Source organism: Bacteroidota bacterium (assembly GCA_018266755.1).
Taxonomy (GTDB): domain Bacteria; phylum Bacteroidota; class Ignavibacteria; order Palsa-1295; family Palsa-1295; genus JAFDZW01.
Map to the genome: position 1 here is coordinate 458851 of JAFDZW010000002.1, position 19520 is coordinate 478370.

At 54.7% G+C, this 19520-nt stretch carries 22 protein-coding genes and 1 tRNA gene; 14 read left to right on the forward strand and 9 right to left on the reverse strand.

Going from position 1 to position 19520, the window contains the following annotated elements; genetic code table 11:
* The first annotated feature begins 109 nt into the window (after nucleotides 1-109).
* The 7 genes from JSS75_04420 to JSS75_04450 are packed head-to-tail and all read left to right on the forward strand — an operon-like array spanning nucleotide 110 to nucleotide 4114.
* Entirely contained in the window at nucleotides 110-421 is a 312-nt protein-coding gene (locus tag JSS75_04420) for a hypothetical protein (GenBank protein ID MBS1902928.1), read from the forward strand.
* On the forward strand, nucleotides 418-1038 hold the full coding sequence (locus JSS75_04425) for a periplasmic heavy metal sensor (GenBank protein ID MBS1902929.1): 621 nt from the start codon (nucleotides 418-420) through the stop codon (nucleotides 1036-1038). Before JSS75_04420 ends, JSS75_04425 begins: the two co-directional genes overlap by 4 nt.
* 44 nt (nucleotides 1039-1082) lie before the next feature.
* A complete protein-coding gene (locus JSS75_04430; GenBank protein MBS1902930.1) occupies nucleotides 1083-1856 on the forward strand; it encodes a YHYH protein in 774 nt (257 codons plus the stop codon).
* Nucleotides 1828-2457 (forward strand): membrane-binding protein, encoded by a 630-nt coding sequence (locus JSS75_04435; GenBank protein ID MBS1902931.1) that lies wholly within the window; start codon nucleotides 1828-1830, stop codon nucleotides 2455-2457. The genes JSS75_04430 and JSS75_04435 overlap by 29 nt, the downstream gene beginning before the upstream one ends.
* The gene (locus JSS75_04440; protein ID MBS1902932.1) at nucleotides 2417-3067 is read left to right on the forward strand and encodes an SCO family protein; all 651 of its coding nucleotides are present in this window, start codon (nucleotides 2417-2419) and stop codon (nucleotides 3065-3067) included. Before JSS75_04435 ends, JSS75_04440 begins: the two co-directional genes overlap by 41 nt.
* A gap of 29 nt (nucleotides 3068-3096) precedes the next feature.
* Nucleotides 3097-3483 carry a YrdB family protein gene (locus tag JSS75_04445; protein MBS1902933.1) on the forward strand — a complete coding sequence of 129 codons (387 nt, stop codon included), beginning with the start codon at nucleotides 3097-3099 and terminating at the stop codon, nucleotides 3481-3483.
* Nucleotides 3484-3490: 7 nt separating this feature from the next.
* The gene (locus tag JSS75_04450) at nucleotides 3491-4114 is read left to right on the forward strand and encodes a YdeI/OmpD-associated family protein (GenBank protein MBS1902934.1); all 624 of its coding nucleotides are present in this window, start codon (nucleotides 3491-3493) and stop codon (nucleotides 4112-4114) included.
* Here JSS75_04450 and JSS75_04455 read toward each other — a convergent pair whose 3' ends face one another.
* Together JSS75_04455 and JSS75_04460 are read right to left on the reverse strand one after the other, a co-directional pair.
* Entirely contained in the window at nucleotides 4115-4606 is a 492-nt protein-coding gene (locus JSS75_04455) for a DinB family protein (protein MBS1902935.1), read from the reverse strand.
* 5 nt (nucleotides 4607-4611) lie between these two features.
* Nucleotides 4612-6477, reverse strand: a complete 1866-nt coding sequence (locus tag JSS75_04460; protein ID MBS1902936.1) for a peptidase M3 — start codon at nucleotides 6475-6477, stop codon at nucleotides 4612-4614.
* Between the two features lie 97 nt (nucleotides 6478-6574).
* Between JSS75_04460 and JSS75_04465 the strand changes: the two genes are divergently transcribed.
* Nucleotides 6575-7072 (forward strand): hypothetical protein, encoded by a 498-nt coding sequence (locus JSS75_04465; GenBank protein ID MBS1902937.1) that lies wholly within the window; start codon nucleotides 6575-6577, stop codon nucleotides 7070-7072.
* On the opposite strand, the gene hemN is transcribed toward JSS75_04465, so the two are convergent.
* Nucleotides 7069-8457: an oxygen-independent coproporphyrinogen III oxidase gene (gene hemN, locus JSS75_04470; GenBank protein MBS1902938.1), complete on the reverse strand. Its 1389-nt coding sequence runs from the start codon at nucleotides 8455-8457 to the stop codon at nucleotides 7069-7071. The two genes, JSS75_04465 and hemN, sit on opposite strands and share 4 nt — an antisense overlap.
* A 101-nt stretch (nucleotides 8458-8558) precedes the next feature.
* On the opposite strand from hemN, the gene JSS75_04475 reads away from it, so the two are divergent.
* A tRNA-Gln gene (locus JSS75_04475) sits at nucleotides 8559-8630 on the forward strand.
* Between the two features lie 160 nt (nucleotides 8631-8790).
* Here the strand turns inward: JSS75_04475 and JSS75_04480 are convergent.
* Entirely contained in the window at nucleotides 8791-10332 is a 1542-nt protein-coding gene (locus tag JSS75_04480) for a hypothetical protein (GenBank protein MBS1902939.1), read from the reverse strand.
* A 158-nt stretch (nucleotides 10333-10490) separates the two neighbouring features.
* Here JSS75_04480 and JSS75_04485 point away from each other — a divergent pair, with 158 nt between their 5' ends.
* Nucleotides 10491-10697 (forward strand): hypothetical protein, encoded by a 207-nt coding sequence (locus tag JSS75_04485; GenBank protein ID MBS1902940.1) that lies wholly within the window; start codon nucleotides 10491-10493, stop codon nucleotides 10695-10697.
* 226 nt (nucleotides 10698-10923) lie between these two features.
* On the forward strand, nucleotides 10924-11442 hold the full coding sequence (locus JSS75_04490; GenBank protein MBS1902941.1) for a helix-turn-helix transcriptional regulator: 519 nt from the start codon (nucleotides 10924-10926) through the stop codon (nucleotides 11440-11442).
* A 396-nt stretch (nucleotides 11443-11838) separates the two neighbouring features.
* On the opposite strand, the gene JSS75_04495 is transcribed toward JSS75_04490, so the two are convergent.
* From JSS75_04495 to JSS75_04515, 5 genes are all read right to left on the reverse strand, one after another.
* Nucleotides 11839-13164 carry a hypothetical protein gene (locus tag JSS75_04495; protein ID MBS1902942.1) on the reverse strand — a complete coding sequence of 442 codons (1326 nt, stop codon included), beginning with the start codon at nucleotides 13162-13164 and terminating at the stop codon, nucleotides 11839-11841.
* 267 nt (nucleotides 13165-13431) lie between these two features.
* The gene (locus JSS75_04500; protein ID MBS1902943.1) at nucleotides 13432-13734 is read right to left on the reverse strand and encodes a hypothetical protein; all 303 of its coding nucleotides are present in this window, start codon (nucleotides 13732-13734) and stop codon (nucleotides 13432-13434) included.
* A 237-nt stretch (nucleotides 13735-13971) separates the two neighbouring features.
* Nucleotides 13972-14187 carry a hypothetical protein gene (locus tag JSS75_04505; protein MBS1902944.1) on the reverse strand — a complete coding sequence of 72 codons (216 nt, stop codon included), beginning with the start codon at nucleotides 14185-14187 and terminating at the stop codon, nucleotides 13972-13974.
* Between the two features lie 29 nt (nucleotides 14188-14216).
* A complete protein-coding gene (locus JSS75_04510) occupies nucleotides 14217-14927 on the reverse strand; it encodes a NapC/NirT family cytochrome c (protein MBS1902945.1) in 711 nt (236 codons plus the stop codon).
* Nucleotides 14928-15167: 240 nt separating this feature from the next.
* Nucleotides 15168-15536, reverse strand: a complete 369-nt coding sequence (locus tag JSS75_04515; GenBank protein MBS1902946.1) for a c-type cytochrome — start codon at nucleotides 15534-15536, stop codon at nucleotides 15168-15170.
* A 668-nt stretch (nucleotides 15537-16204) separates the two neighbouring features.
* Here JSS75_04515 and JSS75_04520 point away from each other — a divergent pair.
* The 3 genes from JSS75_04520 (at nucleotide 16205) to JSS75_04530 (ending at nucleotide 19242) form a co-directional block, all read left to right on the forward strand.
* Nucleotides 16205-17308, forward strand: coding sequence for a PAS domain S-box protein (locus tag JSS75_04520; protein ID MBS1902947.1), 1104 nt, complete (start codon nucleotides 16205-16207; stop codon nucleotides 17306-17308).
* 15 nt (nucleotides 17309-17323) lie between these two features.
* Nucleotides 17324-18703: a sigma-54-dependent Fis family transcriptional regulator gene (locus JSS75_04525; GenBank protein ID MBS1902948.1), complete on the forward strand. Its 1380-nt coding sequence runs from the start codon at nucleotides 17324-17326 to the stop codon at nucleotides 18701-18703.
* Between the two features lie 140 nt (nucleotides 18704-18843).
* Nucleotides 18844-19242 carry a response regulator transcription factor gene (locus JSS75_04530; GenBank protein MBS1902949.1) on the forward strand — a complete coding sequence of 133 codons (399 nt, stop codon included), beginning with the start codon at nucleotides 18844-18846 and terminating at the stop codon, nucleotides 19240-19242.
* Nucleotides 19243-19520 lie beyond the last annotated feature (278 nt).

Genomic DNA, 19520 nt, shown 5'->3' on the forward strand with positions numbered 1-19520 from the left:
TCCTCAGAATGACATACTGACGATGAGGATTCTTCGCTTCGCTCAGAATGACAAGCAAGGAAAGAATAGCCGTAGGAATGTGAAACGAACAACGTCTAATACAACGAACATGACGACGAACCGAACCGAACGGATACTCTCGAGCACCGAAGGCATGAAGCCTGCCGAGGCGCCGCCGTTCCTCCTGACGAGGATCGAAGCGCGCATCTCGGAAGGTGTCCGCTACGTCGGGGCCTCGAAGGTTCGCATGGCCCTTGCCGCCGCGGCGATGCTCGTCATGGTGAACGCCGGGGCGATGCTTTGGGCGTCACGTTCAACCAGTGTATCATCCCCTGCCACGGGGAACGGACAGTCTGCCAGCGCCTACCAGTCGGGCGACCTCTCGCTCGATGCGTTCAACACAACATTCGACTCGAAATGAAACGGGATACATTACTGACGATTGCGATCGTCGTGCTGCTGGTGCTGAACATCGGCACGATATCGTACCTCTTCATTTCACGCCCACACCACATGCCGCCTCCACCGCCACCGCCAATGGGTGAGCGCGGCCCGATGATGCGGCCCGACGAACTCATTCGCTCGACGCTCGGGCTGAGCGAAGCGCAAGACAAACAATACGCCGCATCGATCGAAACGCATCATTCGGCGATGATGAAGCTCGACAGCGAATTCCGCAGCGCGGCGGATCGCTACTTCCAGATGCTTCGCGGCAATGCGAGTCAGTCCGACAAAGATGCGGCGCTTGCCGCGATCGGCAAAGCACAATCAGGCAAAGCCGAAGCGACGTACAAACACTTCGAAGAGATCCGTGCACTTTGCACAAGCGAGCAGCAGCCGAAGTTCGATTCGATCGTGCCCGAGTTGACACGGATGCTGCTGAATCAACAGCCGCGTGGCCCGCAAGGTGGACCAATGTCGCAAGGCCGTATGATGCCGCCGCCGGAAGCTGGTCCGCATGGGATGACGCAACCGCCTCCTCCGCCGCCGCACGAAGGCGGTGAACAAATGCCGCCACCAGAGCGTAGGAAGCCGTGAGGTTCGGCGTCTAATAGATCAAAGACTCATTCATCGCTACGAACATGAAAACGATCCGCATCGCATTCTACGCCACGGCCGTCATTGCCCTCGCCGCATTTGCAATGGCCTGCAAGTCGAACAGTTCATCCACGCCGACCGACAACGGCAGTTCGAACACCGACCCGCTCGCGATCTACAAAAAGATCTACGGCGCAACGAGCATCACGCAAGATGGTGATTACGTCGTTATCACGTCGAAGGGACTGCCTGACCACAAGAGCCCGTACTACAAAGGCACGCAGTGGCAGGATTCACTCTACGAAGCCTACAACGGCACGAACACGAGCTTCATGCTCGCACCGGGTATCATCGCCGCGCAGACGCTGACCTTCCGCATGCCGATGAACCCCTCCGTTGCAACGACGCACAGCTCCACGCCGCTCGGCCCGATCGGTGTGTCGCTCAATGGCGTGCCGTTCTTCAATCAATATGCGGGCAACGGCGCGCCGCTCGGCTCGAACGAACTCAATACGTTCGACCAACAGAACGGACATCCGACGCCGATGAATCAATATCACTATCACGCCGAGCCGTGGTGGTTGACAAAATCAAAAGGGAGCTCGGCGCTGCTCGGCTTCCTGCTGGACGGCTTCCCGGTCTATGGGCCGATCGAGAACGGCAAGACGATCACGAACGCCGATCTCGATTCGTATCACGGACACACCGGCGTGACGGCAGAGTACCCGAACGGGATCTATCATTATCACGTCACTGCGGAAGCGCCGTACATCAACGGCAGCGGATTCTATGGCACGCCGGGCACGGTCAGTCACTAGCGTTGTATGGGTTACCGCCGTCGCGGCGATCTCGGCCCTGCTCTTTATAGATTGCGCGGAGCATCCGAGATCGCCCGATGTCGAGCCTATCGAACAGCCGACGATCTCGGTGAGCGCAAGCGATCCGCGGCTGCAGCTTGATTCGGGAGTCATGAAGTTTGCCGGGAAATTGTACACGGGATACATCGTTGCCTCCGCGCAGAACGGTGATACGCTTGCCGTGGCGCCGTTCTCGCGGGGCAAGGAACATGGCACCGAACGGCAATGGTATCCGAACCGGCAATTGAGAGAAGTTCGTCACTACTCCCTCGGCAAGAAGACTGGTAGGCACGAGGGTTGGTGGCCGGACGGTACACAGCGCTTCGTCTATGATTTTGACAATGATAACTTCGAAGGCGTCGTCAAAGAGTGGTACCCAAACGGGGCGCTGTACCGTTCGTTTCATTATCACGAAGGTCACGAGCAAGGCCTTCAAACGGTCTATTACCAAGATGGCCGCATTCAAGCGAACTATGAAGTTCGCGGCGGCCGCTCGTACGGCAACACCGGATATCGCAACTGTGAATCTCCGTTCAAGAACGATAGCACTGATCGTCAGTAGTATTGCACTCTTCGCGATCGCTTCCTGCAAGCAAGCGACCGAGGAGCTGCCGTACTATAATACACCCGACTTCACTCCGAGTTGGGCACGTGAGACTCACATCAACATCGACACGCTTCACCGCATCGCGCACTTTGCCTTTTTCGACCAAACAGGAGCAACGATCACCGACAAGACGTACGGCGGGAAGCTCTGTGTCGCCAATTTCTTCTTCACTACATGCTCCGGCATTTGTCCGAAGATGACGAACAACCTCTCGGGCGTTGCAAAGACATTCGCAAACAATAATGATGTCATGTTCGCATCATTCTCAGTCACACCACAGATCGACAGCGTTGCCCAACTGGCCTCCTACGCAGCCACACATAAGATCGACTACCGACGATGGCACTTGCTCACAGGTGACAAGAAGGCGATCTACGATCTGGCTCGTCTCTCCTACTTCGCCGAAGCCGAGCCCGGCGTCAGCAAGGATTCATCGGAGTTCTTGCATACGGAGCATCTGATCTTGGTCGATCGCGAGGGACATATCCGTGGCGTGTACGATGGCACACTGTCTCTCGAAACGGAGCGGTTGATCGCCGACATTCGGACACTCTTGAAGCAGTAGGTCGGTCTTCGTATTTTGGTCCCTCGAACATGAACGAGGGCATACCACGGAATTCGCTCAGCCTGAACCCGATCAATCTCGGCGTGAGGTTTCTGCTCGAGCTGTGCATACTTGCGGCGCTTGCGTATTGGGGCTGGAACAAGTTCTCAGGCTCGCTCGGCGTCTTGTTCTCGGTTCTACTTCCTGTGGTTGGTGCCACGCTGTGGGGCACCTTCCGTGTCCCCGACGATCCCGGAAGGGCGACCGTCGCCATCAGAGGCTGGCTTCGGCTTTTGCTGGAATTGCTTCTCTTCACGGCTGCGAATGCCGCACTGTTCGATCTGCAACTCACGACATCCGCATGGGCAATGCTTGTCATCACGGTTGTGCACTACGCGATCTCATATGATCGCATCCGTTGGTTATTGAAACGATAGCATCATTATGGGCAAGAAGATCAAAGAGGTCGATGCATACATCACCAAGTCGCAGGAATTCGCCAAGCCGATCTTGACGAAGATCCGTGACGTCGTTCACAAGACATGTCCGGATGTCGAGGAGGCGATCAAGTGGGGCATGCCGTTCTTCATGTATAACGGCCAGATGATGTGCATGATGTCGGCGTTCAAGCAACACGCGGCAATGGGTTTCTACAAAGCAGCACTAATGAGCGACAAGACTCTGATCGAGAATGCGAAGAGTGAGTCGGCGATGGGCCACGTCGGCCGCATGGAGAGCATCAACGACCTCCCTTCCGATAAGAAGCTCGCGGCATGGATCAAAGAGGCGATGAAGCTCAACGCAGAACGCGTAAAGCTGCCGAAAGCAAAACCATCTCCGAAGGAAAAGAAAGAACTCGTTGTCCCGGACTACGTCACAAAAGCTCTCAGGACCAACAAGACCGCAAAGGCTGCATTCGAGGCATTCCCCTACTCACATAAGAAGGAATATGTGACATGGTTCGAAGAGGCGAAGACCGACGCCACACGAGAGAAGCGCCTCGCTCAGGCCATTGAGTGGATGGCCGAGGGGAAGTCGCGCAACTGGAAATACGAACGGAAGAAGTGATCAGGGTTGAGTTGCACGATGCAGTCGCTTGATCACCGCGATCTGTCCGGCATGCCACGCATCGTGACGGATCATCATCCGCATTTGTTCGGAGATCGACTCGTAATTCTTCAGTCGTTCGGCAAACTCTTCATCGCGCAGCGATACGATCGTCTCGCGAAGTTCTGACCTATATTTCTTCAACTCCGTGATCGCCTCGCCCAAGGTCCTCGCACGAGGTGTAGGCGGATCCCCGACTGCGTTCGGCCGCTCGATGATATTGTCTCGATAGTAACGGTAGCAATGCGCGAGGTGCACGACATGCCACATGATCGTCCCGGCAGGTGGATAGCCGTCATCCGTCGGTTCGCCGAGATAGGCAGGAGGCTGGTAACACGCTTCGAAGTCCGACACATCGCGAAGGGCGGCTTCGACCGATTCCCACTGATAACTCAGCGCATCGTCGAATGCCGCCAACAACTCATCCTTCGCAGTGATGGCGCGTTCCGCCATAGGTGCTATGCGGCTTGCTTCATCGGATAGCGTGAGTATATCCACGCCTTGAACGCATCGTTCGCTTTGACGAACGTCCCGTTTGAGAACTCACAGATCAGCTCGTTGCCGTGCATGACACGGATGTCGGCGTCGAGATCGAGCGAACCCTCATACAAGGGCTTTGCCTTGGCATCCGCGGCTTGCTTCTTCGCCTCGGTGACGCAATCACCAACGCTCCGACCGCAGAAGTCCACGAGCGCATCGGCCGTCAGCGGCTTACCGGTCATTCGCTCGACAAGATCGAGGAAGCTGACCGAGTTACCATATTTCCAATAACCATTCTCGAGGTCCGGTCCAATGTTCGGGTTGTCGCAGATAAAGCCGTACTTCTTGATGAAATACGCGCGGGTCTGTCGGACCGCCATTTCTGCGAGAACATACCCATGATAGTATGCGCTCGACTCGCCGGCGAGGATATGCGGCACAGCGAGGATCGGGCGTGGCGCCTCTTCCATAAAATAGATGCGTTTCTCGAGATCCGCAACGAGCTTCAGGACATTCTCCGGTGTTAGCTCGCTTTCCGGCATTTCATAGATCGCCTTTTCGAAGTAGCAGACGCCGAGCATCGCACGCACACCGATCACTTCATGCGGTTGCATTTGTGTGATGTGTCGCTCGATGAGCTCGAACGGAATGGTCTGCCCGGCCGAGTTCTTCGCGTAGCGGGTAAGCCAATCTGCATCGGAGAGGATCGAATCGCAGAACATCGACTGCGTCTCGGCATACGCGACCGACGTTGGTGCGAACTCCTGTGCGAAGCACGGAGAATTCATCAGCACATTTGAAAAATGTGCAGCGTGTCCGCCTTCGTGGAAAAGCGTATTGAGCGCGTCATTCCCCGAGCCTACTTTATTCGGGATCGCGTTCGCCGTGAAGTTGATCCGAGCCGAATGCCACGCGCCGTTCTCGAACCACGACGGCCCGGGGCCGTGCATGAAGCCGTTCTCGTATTTGCCGATACGATCGACAAGATCGAGTGTCAGCGTTGCGCCGCGATAGCGGATACCGAGCGCAGCGAACGACTTCACCCAACGCTCCAGACCGTCGGCGAACGGCAGATACGGATCGAACTCCTTGAGAATGTCGCCCGAGCGCAAGAACTCGTAATTCCACCCGCGACGCGCCTGCTCCCCTTTCTCTTTGGCGAGCATATCAACGGTACGTCTGGCACTTTCGCGCGTGCGTGCTTCGAGGTCGTCCAAGATCTCGAAGAGACGCTTCTTCGAGAAGCCCTCGGTGCGCTGCACCTTCCAATCGTAATAATCCTCATAGCCGCACAGGCGTCCGAGCTCGTTGCGCTTGCGCACAATCTCGAGGTAACCGTGCTCCAGCACGAATGGTCCGATGCTCTTGAGGCCGTCGTATGCGGCTTTGCGCGTTGCTTCGTCCGCTTCGACGCGTTTGATGTTCGAGAGGTCGTTGGTGGTTGCGCGCTTGAATTCGCCGGTCTTCGGATCGGTGTAGCCGAGGTTCATCGCACCCCGCTCGACGAGCAGCTTGCCTTCAAGTTCGACGATCTCGGCAGATAACGCCCGCGCTGCATCGCTCTCGATGACATTCGCCACGAAGAATCGCTCCCAACCTTTGGCGGCGATCTGCTCTGCATCTGACATCGTCGTGGCGCTCATCAGCCCGCGAAGCTTCACGAGCTTCGAGGCATCCTGCGCGAATGCATTCACCGCGTTCTCGGCGGCTGCAGTTGCCGTCTGCGACGCCGCAGGGTCGGATGTCAAACCCATCTTCGACTCCCAGAATGAGTCTTCTTTTGCAGTGTGGAGCTTGACGAACTCGCTATTAAGGGAGTCGATGTATTGTGAAAGTGCAGACATGTGCGTACAATAAAGTTGAGTGGTCCCGACTGACGGTACGGCAATCGGAACAGCCTCCGATGCGTACCTGTTTGGGGAGCGAGAATTACTAACAGCTATGAGTTACATTCCATTCGATGCCATGCCGGAGCGTGCCAGGCTCTGGGTCTTTGCCGCCGATCGCCAGCTTTCCGATGCGGAGGCCGATGCACTGCTGCGCGAGATGCAGGCATTCACGCACACGTGGATGGCGCACGGTCATCCCGTCACGGCAAGCTGCCAGTTGAAGTACGGCCAATTCCTCTTTATTGCTGCGGACGAGGCAAGCCTTCCGAGCGGCTGTGCAACGGATGAAATGACGCGTCGGGTGCGGCTGCTGGGCGAGACGTTCGGCATCGAATTCCTCGGCATGCCGCGCGTTCAATATAGAAGCGGCGATTCGATCGTCAGCACGTCACGGATGGAGTTTGCGGATCTGGCAAAGGCAGGTACGGTTGACAGCTCGACGGTCGTCTTCGATAATACGGTCCCGACTCTCGCCGACCTCAATGCGGGCAAATGGGAAACCCATGCCAAGCAAAGCTGGCATGCAAAGGCGTTCGACTTCGTGCGTTAGAGTGTCTTCGAGAACATCGGCTTCGCCGTCTGCATCTTCGGCAGGTACGCATCGAAGCACATCGCGATGTTGCGAATAAAGAAGCGGCCGTTGTCAGTGATCGTGACGGCGTCGGCAGCGTTGATGGCAAGACCATCTGCCTCCAACTCCTTCAATCGTTCGAGCGAATCGGCAAAGTAGGTATTGAACTCGATTCCGTACTTTTTCTCGACTTTCGCCTTCTCCAAATGGAAGTCGCACATCAAACGCATGATGACGTGCTCGCGCAGGAGGTCGTCGTCGGTCATCTGTAATCCTGCAATGACGGGCAGTTCGCCTTTGTCGATGCGGGCATAATATTTATCCAGCACTTTCTCGTTCTGCGAGAACGACGGACCGATGTGGCTGATGGCGCTCATGCCGAGGCCGACGAGGTCGCGGCCTGCACGGGTTGAGTATCCCTGGAAGTTGCGCTGCAGTGTGCCGTCTTTGCGCGCGAGCGCGAGCTCGTCGTTCGGCTTTGCGAAGTGATCCATGCCGATGTAATCATACCCCGCTTCCATGAAGCGCGTCGTAGCATCCGCGAAGAGAAGGAGTTTCTCGTCCGTCTGCGGCAGCGTGTCGATCTGGATCAGTTTCTGATGCGGCTTCAGCCACGGTACGTATGCAAAATTATAGAGGGCGAGGCGGTCGGGCTCGAACGTCAGCACCTTCTCGACCGTCGCATTGAACGACGCACGAGATTGATACGGCAGTCCGTAGATGAGATCGACGTTGATGCTCTCGAACCCATTCTTGCGGCACCACCCGATCACTTCTCGAGTCAGCTCCTCGGGCTGGATGCGGTTGATCGCTTCCTGCACCTTCTCATCGATGTCCTGCACGCCGATGCTTGCGCGGCGGAAACCGACGTCGGCGAGCGCACGGATGTGGTCCTCGCCGATCTCGCGCGGATCGATCTCGACGGAGATCTCGGCATCCGGCGAGAACGTAAAATGCTTGTGCAGCTTCTGCCCGAGCGTGCGAATCTCGGTCGGCGTCAAGTGCGTCGGCGTGCCGCCCCCCCAATGAAGTTGGATAATGTTCTTACCTTTGACAAGCTCCCCCGTCTTTTCGATCTCGCGGTCGAGGTAGTTCAGGTAGTTTGCTACGCGCTCGCGGTTGTTCGATACGAGCATCGTGCAGCCGCAGAAGTAGCAGAGCGTATCGCAGAACGGCAGGTGCACATAGAGCGAGATGTTGTCGCTCGTCTCACGAAGTTGCTTCTCGTGGTCAGCCGCAGTATAGGAGGTGTTGAACACCGGCGCGGTCGGGTAGCTGGTGTAGCGCGGGCCCGGACGGTTGTACTTTTCGAGCAGCGGCAGCAGCTCGAAGACATCACTCTGGTGGGTGGAAGCGGTACTCATAGGATGCTATTAACATCCTGCAACCCGCTTGCATTCACGTGCCGACGGAACCCGATTCGGTCGGTTTTTCGTTTGACTGCCGCGCGAAATGCGCTCGTGATTGCCTCGTGGCCTAATGGTATGGCGGCTGACTCTGGATCAGTAGGTTCCAGGTTCGAATCCTGGCGAGGCAGCAGACCCGATAACCCGTTACGATTTTTGTCGTAACGGGTTTTTATTATGTCCTTACCAGTTCGTTTCTTCCTTTATTGCCTTGTCCGAGCTCCCTAGTCCACCGTTCAATCTCTCTGAATATACTCCATCAAATTCTATCAGCACGACACCATCTGACATTCAGGGTTTGGCCATCGTACGTAACGAACGCTGATGCTTCCGTAGCGACTCAAGCACATGATCCCATATCAGCTCGTACGGAAGTATCTGGATATTCTCATTCATCTCGGTCGGCGAGGCGATCACCGATTGCATTCGTTGAAGATATTTTTGTGCTTTTGTTTTGACGATTAAATAATTATAAGAATACCGTTCGGCGAGTACGATCAACTTCGCGAACGAATTACTGCGAGGATATACCGACGGTTTCATATACCGGCTGACGAATATGCGGAAGGATTCGATCGACTCAGTCAATTCATCGAAGCTTCCCTTCTCGATCAGATAGAGAATATAGATCAGCCGAACCGAGAATCCAAACCCGGCACGATCGCCTCTGATCTGCGAGGACAGTGCCATGAGTTCGTGAAGCGCGACACTTCGTTTCGTGCGTCTCGAGAGCATGTTTCGTAACTCGCCGGTTGCAAACAGGAGGAACAGCTCGTAGACGTGCCAACGCTGTTGCTGGATCTCGGGTAATAATTTGAAACTGGCATTGCGCGATGCATCGCTCAACGCGGTACGTGCGGCTTCGTAGTGCTGGATGTGAAGGAAAAAGAGCACACTCTGTTCTTTGGCGACGAACCAATTGAACGTTCCGGCGGGAAAATACGACGTTGCTGCCGCGCTTGCAACGATCCCGTTCTCGACATCGCGTGTATAGACACAACTTGAAAGCTGGTAGAGCGCAAACTCGGCAATATCGCTGTTTGTCGCAATCTTCGACTTGGTCGATAGATAGGCCAGCGCCTCGGAAGCGATTGCATACACATCCGAATATCGCGCGGACATATCTGCATCATAGATTCGCAGCCGAAACCCCACGATTCGGATAAGCATGGAATCGTTCGATGAGCTGACCCTGCGATAGGTGGCAATACTATCCTGAAGGATCGAGGCCGTTTGCTCGGTATAGGACATTCGCTTCACATAATGAATGATGAATCGTCGATATGCGGCGTCGGCCTCCAGTTCGGCGGCGTGCAGTTCGAGTAGTTCGGCCACTGCTCGCGCATAGTGCTCGAACCGCCCTTTATCACCGATTCCCACATAATAGGCACGCAGCATCACCGCGAATTCCAATGCCTCGGCTGTCAATTCGTATTCTCGTGCGGTTCGATACCCCTTACGTGCCTCCGATCGAATATTACGATCTGCCCCAAGCCGAACCAACACCTTCAATTGCGCCAATCGACGCTGAACCCGCAGATATTGAATCGTTTGCTCCGAGTTCTTTTCCGGGCGAAGATCGAGAAATAAGATCGAGTTCAACATTCGCCGCTTCAACCGGCTCTTCAGCAGTGCGACCGCCTCGGTTGTCACGGCGCCTGCGGCGGAACGGAGAACCTTCTCGAGATCCTGTTCCGTCTGGACCTCACCATTGAGCAGCGCTACGAACAATACACCAACGGCGTCATTGCGCCGAACCTTTCGACGAATGAGCTCCGGCCGAAGCCCATATTCTGCAATTAATGACGTTAATTCGAGCAAATGATAAATCATAACTTATTATTTTATAATAAATTACTATTATTATGATATGCAGTCATGCCATATTAGTACTGATAAATATTAAAGAAAGTGTCATTTTTTATTACCTACGCATCCGGTAATTTGTGCTCGCCGATTGGCAATGACTTCACCAGACACAATTACCGAGTATGATCACGACATTAGCTATCCTGCTGTATTTGGGGCAGATTTTTGGAAGCGCTCAATACACCCCCGAGCAGATCGATTCGATTATCCAGGCGAACCAGGACGATATCAATCTCGTCGAACAAAATCAGTCACTCGTCAACTCGATCAATGTTCAGTATGATAGTACTGCCGTCATCGTCTACACAAATTCGAATTTGAAACCATAACGAATACAGCACACCGCGATATCAGGAGTGCCGCCCACCAAAGTCAGTGAACAGTATGAAAGACGCAATCCGAGGATCAACTCCGGCTGAGACCGAGCAGAGACTCCCCTTCCGCTCAACGCGCAGCCTCATTGCGGGACAACGAAGAACGACTACTTCTCGCGAATACGGTCCCGTAACGTTGGCACCATACCCATCCGGGAGTTCCGAGTACTACCGATTGCGAATGTTCGAGCTCGAACGCGAGATCGACTCGTTGCGCGAACTGCTCAATGCGAAGGACCGAACCATCGTCGCGGCTCGGCGCGAGAACGATAAACTCCATGAAGAGATCGAATCGAACTATGACATACTGTCACAGATTCGGGTAGATCTAAAATTGCTCGAAGATATTGCGCGTATCGACCCGACATCGACGAGGAGGCTCTCTGTCACGTTGCAGCACCGACTGACCAAGATTCGCAACAGTTCGGATATTCATGAGGTGACACGCCAGACAGAAGAGTTCATCGAGAAACTCCAACGACGCGCGCCGGATCTGACCGATGCAGAGTTGTTGGTCGCTTCCTTCTTACGAATCGGCTATGCGACTTCGACGATTGCCGCCACGTGCTGCATATCCGAACGGACAGTAGAGAACCATCGACTCCATATTCGCCGGAAACTTGGCATGTCTTCGCACGAATCGTTGTGTGACTATCTGGAACAGCTCGACGATCACGCAGCACCAACCACTGCAAAATGAGTACTCGCGTAGGTAGTGATACTCTATCGTCTGATAGTATTTTAGGGTATGCTTGCCGTTAAAAGTGATTGAATGCGGTGAATCATTCAAAACAGGCTCTGCACCGTTGGCACAATACCTGAAGTGGAAGACCACGTTCTCGTACTGTCGTTGCACATAGCCGCACTCATTCGTTTGAGCACAAATTGTTTGAGCTTCCGTGGCAGGAAGCACGCTCTGTGACAATGCAGGGGGTGCCGGTTTTACGACCTCTGTCGTAGTACCGGCATTCCCCCCTCCCTATCCCCGATCTGTCATACGTTCGGGTATAGTTGGCAAATGGATTTGGTTCTAACCCGTGTAACATGCTATCACGATTCGCAGGGAGCCGTTAGTTGCCTTATCGACATTGTTTGTTTAAGTGCTCTTCTTTGCCAGACCGAGCTGGGAGAGTAGTGTGCTAAATACCTGGGTGCCTTGCCAACCACCGATCGCCGAGAGCGCAAACGCACTCAGCGGATTCAGCGCAGCACCGCGCGGCAGGACATGCAGTAATCCGAATATAAACGCCCAGTACAGCAAGAAGCCGGTAACGACCCCGATGAGTACGCGCCAATGCTGGTATTTCTGACGAAGCTTCGCGATGAACCCGCCTGCAAGTCCGCCGACTAATGAGAACACCAGTTGTGCAATCGGCCATGTGACATGTATATCTGCATGTTCAATCGGCAGACCCAGCGTCGAACCCGAGATTTGTACAGCGCCGATACTTGTCGGCGAAAAATTTGTTCGGCACTCATACGCTCCGGCGGGAATACGCAGCGTACTTTTCTCGAGCTCTCCGCGTCCGTTATCGATCGTTAACGTCACGTCCTGTCCCGCATCGCTTGGCGCCGGATTCCCATTCTCGTTTAGGAGCCGTACAACGACCTGCGAATGATCGATCAGCGAGATACTCGGAGGGCTCACCGCGCAATCGAGCGCCGTGACCGCATGCACGAAATGCACCGCAGGCATGGCGCCGACCGGCATCATTGTAGGATCGGAACTCGGCATCTGAACGACGGCCGTCCCCGTATCCTTCGATGCCAGTTTGATCGTTGCGGAGATACTGCCCTTCGGGATCGTCAGAATGCTCGGCGCAAGCGAACCCATTGACGAGAACAGATTGATCGTTGCGTCATTTTCCAATCCACCAGGGCGAAGCAGGAACACACGAATCTCTGCCGAGTCCCGTTCGTCCGCCAGAACGGTATGCGTGGGTGCGCAGAATTGTATCGCCGATGCAGTACCATGTTGTATGTCAGATTCCGTCGCTGCACCGACGGAAATGACTGCTCCGTCAGGACCCGATCGAAACACCGGTGCACGAGCCATACGCATGGGTCGCATCATCGTTTTTTTCGGAGGATCTGAAACCGGAGACGGCATTGGCACTTCGGTCCCGAGAATGAAGGCCGTACCCGCAGCCATGTGTGCCTCGCTGACATCGAGTTGGCAGATGCCCGGCTTCTTCATCGTGAATTGAAATTGACCACGTGCATTCCCCTGCGCGATCGGAACAATAAATGCATCGACCTTTCCCGACGGCCAGCGCACGTTGATCGAAAGAAAGATATTCTCCGGGGTCGGTGCATCCGCATTATGCGCATCGAGCAATCGAACGTTGACCACCGTCGTCTTTCCGACTTCGACATGCTCGTCGGTTTCGAGACGGATCTTCACCGGCCGATTCGCTGCCATTGCCGTTGTACATCCGACAATCGAGAATACTGCAAGAAGAGTTGCTATGCGGCGGAATGGGAAGCATCGCCGGCACGCAAGGGTACGAGAAACGTTGCCAAGCATAGTGACCTCATGAATGTGAATGATGAAATGACAAGAGTCGTACATCGGCACGAATGCTTTAGTGCCGCTCTCCGATCAGAGGATACGGCGCATACATCACCCTCCTGCGTGTCCGGCAGTATACAATACAATGAATACAATAATGATAAGGCTACACAGATATTACGCGAACTGCATCCCTTGCTGCTGATCGACGACGTCGATGACGAGCGGCAAGTAGCGATCGAGCTGACATTCGACGGTGTCTCGCTCGTTACAGTTCGCGATCGAACCGTATTCGCACTCGCGGCAGATATTGCGGCGCACTGCGCCGACATAATCTTCGAGACGTTCGCTATTGGTTTGCTGGATGATATTGACGATCGTTTCGAAGTTGGAGGCGATCGTGCATTCTTTGTTTCCGCCGATGCGGCAGTTTCCGTATTGGTCCGAGTCGATGCAATGCAAACAGACCCGTTCCCTCATAGCATCAATATACCGGTCCATGATATTTCCCTTTCTGCTGTGACCGGCCATGCCGGTCCTATGGTTGTGTGTTCATTTCGAGAGAGAGTGTGTCAACGGAATCACGTGAAGATGAGCAGACCTGCGACACCGGTCACGATGGTTCTGTGGTATGGGATCGTTCGAGTCCGGCGGCACGTGTGTCTGGGTGCGTCAAACTTTCACTCTCCCTACCGAATATGGTAGAGCGGGGTGGGCTTACACTTGTTCGACGCGCCGGGGTTCTCCGCGCACGAGGGAGATCAGGTAGTAGATCGTACCAATGACGATCAACAACAACCCGACCACCGCGAACTCGACGAATGCCAGCGGATGATTGCTCATTAACGAGGCGAGCGTTCCGACGAGTGCGATGAGCATGATGATCGCTGCTTTGCGGATCCTGCGTTCCATTGCGGTTACTTGCGTGCTCATGGTCTGTCCTTTCGTCTATCGGTGGGTGGTTAGTTGGCTTTCGGAGCTTCCGAACCCGTCGAACTGGGGGAAGCGCTGCTGCCGGAGGTCGAGTCGGTCGTCGTCGGCGCGGTCGCGGCATGCGGCACCTGGCCTGGCGTCCAAAAATCCGCTTTGTCGAGCTCTTTCACATTATGGATCACGTCATGGCAACCGCTCGTCATACACGAGATCTGGTTATGCTTGAGCGAATCCATCATGAGCGGCGTCTGCATGTGTGCCGATTTTTCTTCGAAGCTGCGCGCACCGTCGTGACAATGCAGACATTCGCGGTTGTTATATTTCTCGTACAGCTTGATGGTGTCGGGAATGGTGCCGATGTATTGGTAATACAGATGACGCAGACCGCGGATCTTCGCGGCAAAGTCGCCGTACATCGTGTACTCGGTATGGCATGTGAAGCAGGCCTGATCGCTCGGAATGCGATGGTTCTGGAAGTGCACGGCCGGGATCCATTCTTTATCATCGACGTGCAAGCTCTTGCCATACTTTCCCATCACGTGACAGCTCAGGCAGAACTCGGTCTTCTTGGATTTTTCCATATGCTCCTGCAGCGAGAATGCACCGACGATCACCGGCAACATCAGGATGCCGACGAACGCCAGGATCTTGCCGCCCTGCTCGCGGGTAATGGCAGGTTTGAAGATCAACAGCAATTCAACGAGGATCGCGAGAACGATCAACCCCATCAGGATATTCATCGGAGAGAACATAGGTCACCAAGCTAGGGTAAAAAAAATTAAGCAGATGTTGGCGAATGCGCGATCATGAATTCTCCACCTTCAATGATACTTCGGTTCGCGCAACACCTGCCGATTGTATCTCACAGTTCCTACCCTCGGCACAACTGCCCCTGTTAGAGTCCGCCAATGGGTGGAACGAACATACACTCAGTGGTTCTGCCCGCAGTCGTCGCGGGCAGAACCGTCCGGAGATTCCGGTTACTTCTTCGGCTTCGTCTTCAGCGAAGCGAGCCACTTACAAAGAATATCGCGGTCGCCATCGCTGCCTTTGAACTTCTTGAGGTGCTTCTGCCCCTTGAGCTCGACTTCTTTCATGAGCCACTTGTCAAGCCAACTTGCGTCGTGCGTTAGACCCGCACCGGAGAGATCGCTCGGAATGACTTCGCCCGGCTTCGGCTCGGAGGTGCGCTTAATGCCCAATGCATCGATCGAGTGACATGTGTTGCACTTGTTCTCTAAAAAGATGCTCTTACCGTCTGAGCCGGTAGCGGCGTTATGGACGTTCGTTGCGCCAATGAACAAGCTGGCAGCCAAGACGACCATCGCGGATGTAAATACGGTTTTCATGATTTCCTTCCCTATCTGAATGTGGTGTACTGAATCTGTGTCTAACGAATTTCAATATTCGTGCCAAACCGCATGGAAGCGAATATACGGTTCGAATCCGCCGATTTCATGGCCCAACGTAAGGAAAATTGCCTGTTATTATGCAGATTTTGAGCATGCAATTGATCGCGCGGAGGATCACAGCCCGTTCGTTGACGGGAGTCCTTCTCATCGACGATAATATGACCTTCTCCAATTTCCCCAGCAGGAAAGAAATCTTCCGCTTAGAAAATTTTTCTGATATGCCTTCCCTATCCGATATAACATATCTCTTAATAAATAATAATCTTACGGTGACATATTGACGGTGGCATAGAATTTGCATTTTCGCCCTATGGAAATAGTGATTGCAGGATGAAATGCCGGATGAGGGGAAGTCGGGCATTTTCAGAATGCAGAGATCAAATGAGAAGGGGAGATGATTGGCGACTTGGTTGCAGATCATACCTCAAGGGCCGCGCAGACGGCCCTTTTTAATGTGGGCGTCGTTCGCTCACAGCCGTTCTGCGACAGAGGCGACATGGCCGGTGCTCAATGCGAGTGCCGGATTTCTCTGGAGTTCGCGGGCGTTCCCAAACGATAGACTTGCTTATTCCTTGTCGGTGTTGGGACCTTCGACAACCAGCGATATGCGCCAAGACGAATCGACCATGATGCGGTGGGCGTTCGAGCATTCTTCGAACGGAAAAATCATCACCGATCTCTCTGGGATCATCCGGACCGTGAACGACGCGTTCGTGAACATGTTCGGCTATAGCCGCGAGGAGGTGATCGGCCAACGCACAAATTTTTTGAAGAGCCGCTATTCGACGCCCGAATTCTACCAGGAAATGTGGCGTGCGCTCAGCGAGCGCGGCGAATGGAAGGGAGAGATCATCAACCGGACCAAAGGCGGGACCGAAAAGACCTGCTTCCTGACGATCACCTCGATCATCAGCCCGGCCGGTGAACGACTCGGATACCTGGGGGTCGAGATCGACCTGACCGAACGCAAGCGGCTCGAGGAACAGATCATCCAGGGCGAGAAGCTTGCCAGCGTCGGCGAATCGATCGCGACGCTCATGCATGAGATCCGCAATCCACTCAATGGCATTGCGATGAATGCATACATGCTTAACGAATCGGCTGTGCGCGACCCGCACTGGTCGGACGAAGAGCGCGAGTCGATCGCGCTCGTGCATCGCGAAGTAAAGCGACTCGGCAGTCTGGTGACGAACGTGATGTCGTATGCGCGACGCATCGAGCTGCACCACGAGCGCGTCATCATCGCCGATCTGTTCGACGAATTGCAGGAGTTATTGATCTATCATGCGGAGGAGCTCGGCGTTTCGCTCACGTTCGAGGAAGTGCCCCGCACATTGCTCGGGTACTTCGACCCCGATCTGATGAAACAAGTGCTGCTCAATCTCGTGCAAAACGCGATCGATGCTGCGGCAAACTCCGAACCGAAGGTCGTCAATGTCTCGGCCCGCTTCGACGAAGGGCCCGATTGGCAATCGATCAGCGTTTCGGGCCGCGTGCTCTTGTTCATTGTCGAGAACAGCGGCACCGCCATCGGCGACGATGTACTCGAGAATCTGTTCAAGCCCTTCTTCACGACCAAAGAACAAGGGCTTGGGCTCGGACTCGCAACGAGCGCGAAGATCGTGCGACAACATCATGGTGTCATCCGCCATGCTCATTCGACACGCGAGCCGTATACGACTGTGTTCACCGTGGCGCTGCCATCGTAACGCCAACGACCGATTATGCAAGAGAATACAAAGCGCATCCTTGTCGTCGACGACGACGCGACAACGCGCCGCACCCTCGAACGCTTCCTGACGCAGGAAGGCTATGCGGTCGTGACTGCCTCCAACGCCAACGAAGCAGTGCTGGCCGTCCATGTCGATTCGCCGGATATCATCCTCAGCGATATCTATATGCCCGGCAAGACCGGGCTGGAACTGCAACTCACGCTGCAAGAGCTGAACCTCAACGTCCCGACGATCTTCATGACCGGGCATGACGACATGCCGACGACGGTCAAAGCGATGCAGCAGGGCGCCTACGATTATCTTTCGAAGCCCATCGATCTCGATCGGCTTAAGAAACTGCTCGAACGACTCGTCGCCAACCAGGAGCTCAGCGAGAAGCTGAACCTGATGGTCGATACCGAATCGAAAGAGTATCGGCTCGAAGACGTGATCGTCGGCCACGACCGCCGAATGGTCGAGATCTATAAGACGATTGGCTCGGTTACGCGATCGCGTGTCACGGTGCTTGTCGAGGGCGAGTCGGGTACCGGAAAAGAGCTGATCGCAAAAGCGATCCATTACAACTCGCCCTGGGCGAGCGAGCCGTTCATCGCCGTCAACTGTACGGCGCTTGTCGAGACGCTGCTCGAATCCGAGCTCTTCGGACACATGAAGGGATCATTCACCGGCGCGACGGCCGACAAGCGCGGCAAATTCGAGCTTGCGCGCAACGGCACTATTTTCCTCGACGAAATATCCGAGATCGCACCGACGCTGCAAGTAAAACTGCTGCGCGTATTACAGGAGCGCGAGTTCGAACGCGTCGGCGGCGAAAAGACCATGCCGATGAATGCGCGTATCATCGCGGCGACGAACAGAAATATGGAAGCCGAAGTAGCGGCCGGCCGATTCCGTGAGGACTTGTACTACCGACTCAACGTCGTGTCGATCAAAGTACCGCCGCTGCGCGAACGCAAAGACGACATTCCGATCCTGGTGCGGCGGCTGCTGCAGCAGATCAACGAAGAACTGCATACGAAGGTATTCAAGATTTCGGACGAGGCGATGAGCCGGATCATCCAGCACGACTGGCCCGGCAACGTGCGCGAACTGCAGAATATCCTGACACGCGCCGTCGTGCTCTCGAAGTCGGATGTCATCGACGAAACGGCGTTCCCTGTTCCGCATGCCAAAGAAGCGACGTCGGCGGTGTATCAGTGGAACCGCACGCTGGCCGAAGTCGAGCAGGAGCATATTCAGCAAGTGCTCAAAGCGGTGAACGGGAATCGGACCGAAGCAGCCAAAGTACTCGGGATCTCGAAACCGACACTCTATTCGCGGCTGCCGGGCTTGCACAAGAGCACCACCGAAAAGACTGCCGAAGAGAGTTAAGTTTTTTGATAATAAGTAAAGATTCAGTTTCGCTCACCACCCGGAACTGCCAAACCATCCCTCAGAACCCACCCTTTTTGAGGTTTGGCATAATTATTTAATAGCTATCGAGCTGAAAGGGGCAAACCAAGGAGGCTCCAATGGCTCAAGGCTGGACGTTAGTAATGGTGAATTCGCACGCAACCGAAAAGAAACGCGTACTCTTGATCGTGGAAGATTTCGATAATATCAGAAATCTTTTCGGCAGGTATCTGTCTGTCCACGATTACGAAGTCATCTCCGCCGGTACGATCGCCGATGCGATTGCGCTCGGCAAAGAAGCTGCACCCGATATCGTACTCATGGATTTCGATATGCGTTCGACCGACCCCTACAAGAACATCTCCGCCCTGCACAATGCACTACCGTCGAGCAAACTCGTCACCGTGGACGGCAGCAATCGACACATCCTTGAAGACAAAGCAAAGATCGCCGGCGCCACGACCGTCGTTCCCCGCACCATGGCACCCGACAAACTCGAGAGCACACTAAACGCCTAAGACCGACAACACAACCGAATTTTACAGAGGCTCCGCATGGAGCCTTTGTGTTTTAGCTCGGTCTGGTCACATCTTCGGCACCCTCGTATCGTTCGCGGCGTTCGGGTGTCTGTTGGATTGCAGCGATACACTCTGTGAACCGAAGCCTCATATTCGTTCTCCTTACCCTGATGTTCCTCGGCAGTACTGCTGTGGGGCAAACGGCAGCCGATCAACAGTCGAACTCACAAATCACGCCGCAGGGGGATACTACAAGCGGGTGGAAGATTGTCTACTCC

What these genes read in the sequence shown, in the direction of transcription:
- JSS75_04420 (MBS1902928.1), top strand. Translation starts at nt 110, where the DNA reads ATGACGACGAACCGAACCGAACGGATACTCTCGAGCACCGAAGGCATG.
- JSS75_04425 (MBS1902929.1), top strand. Translation starts at nt 418, where the DNA reads ATGAAACGGGATACATTACTGACGATTGCGATCGTCGTGCTGCTGGTG.
- JSS75_04430 (MBS1902930.1), top strand. Translation starts at nt 1,083, where the DNA reads ATGAAAACGATCCGCATCGCATTCTACGCCACGGCCGTCATTGCCCTC.
- JSS75_04435 (MBS1902931.1), top strand. Translation starts at nt 1,828, where the DNA reads ATGGCACGCCGGGCACGGTCAGTCACTAGCGTTGTATGGGTTACCGCC.
- JSS75_04445 (MBS1902933.1), top strand. Translation starts at nt 3,097, where the DNA reads ATGAACGAGGGCATACCACGGAATTCGCTCAGCCTGAACCCGATCAAT.
- JSS75_04450 (MBS1902934.1), top strand. Translation starts at nt 3,491, where the DNA reads ATGGGCAAGAAGATCAAAGAGGTCGATGCATACATCACCAAGTCGCAG.
- JSS75_04455 (MBS1902935.1), bottom strand. Translation starts at nt 4,606, where the DNA reads ATGGCGGAACGCGCCATCACTGCGAAGGATGAGTTGTTGGCGGCATTC.
- JSS75_04460 (MBS1902936.1), bottom strand. Translation starts at nt 6,477, where the DNA reads ATGTCTGCACTTTCACAATACATCGACTCCCTTAATAGCGAGTTCGTC.
- JSS75_04465 (MBS1902937.1), top strand. Translation starts at nt 6,575, where the DNA reads ATGAGTTACATTCCATTCGATGCCATGCCGGAGCGTGCCAGGCTCTGG.
- hemN (MBS1902938.1), bottom strand. Translation starts at nt 8,457, where the DNA reads ATGAGTACCGCTTCCACCCACCAGAGTGATGTCTTCGAGCTGCTGCCG.
- JSS75_04480 (MBS1902939.1), bottom strand. Translation starts at nt 10,332, where the DNA reads ATGATTTATCATTTGCTCGAATTAACGTCATTAATTGCAGAATATGGG.
- JSS75_04485 (MBS1902940.1), top strand. Translation starts at nt 10,491, where the DNA reads ATGATCACGACATTAGCTATCCTGCTGTATTTGGGGCAGATTTTTGGA.
- JSS75_04490 (MBS1902941.1), top strand. Translation starts at nt 10,924, where the DNA reads ATGTTCGAGCTCGAACGCGAGATCGACTCGTTGCGCGAACTGCTCAAT.
- JSS75_04495 (MBS1902942.1), bottom strand. Translation starts at nt 13,164, where the DNA reads ATGGCAGCGAATCGGCCGGTGAAGATCCGTCTCGAAACCGACGAGCAT.
- JSS75_04500 (MBS1902943.1), bottom strand. Translation starts at nt 13,734, where the DNA reads ATGAGGGAACGGGTCTGTTTGCATTGCATCGACTCGGACCAATACGGA.
- JSS75_04505 (MBS1902944.1), bottom strand. Translation starts at nt 14,187, where the DNA reads ATGAGCACGCAAGTAACCGCAATGGAACGCAGGATCCGCAAAGCAGCG.
- JSS75_04510 (MBS1902945.1), bottom strand. Translation starts at nt 14,927, where the DNA reads ATGAATATCCTGATGGGGTTGATCGTTCTCGCGATCCTCGTTGAATTG.
- JSS75_04515 (MBS1902946.1), bottom strand. Translation starts at nt 15,536, where the DNA reads ATGAAAACCGTATTTACATCCGCGATGGTCGTCTTGGCTGCCAGCTTG.
- JSS75_04520 (MBS1902947.1), top strand. Translation starts at nt 16,205, where the DNA reads ATGCGCCAAGACGAATCGACCATGATGCGGTGGGCGTTCGAGCATTCT.
- JSS75_04525 (MBS1902948.1), top strand. Translation starts at nt 17,324, where the DNA reads ATGCAAGAGAATACAAAGCGCATCCTTGTCGTCGACGACGACGCGACA.
- JSS75_04530 (MBS1902949.1), top strand. Translation starts at nt 18,844, where the DNA reads ATGGCTCAAGGCTGGACGTTAGTAATGGTGAATTCGCACGCAACCGAA.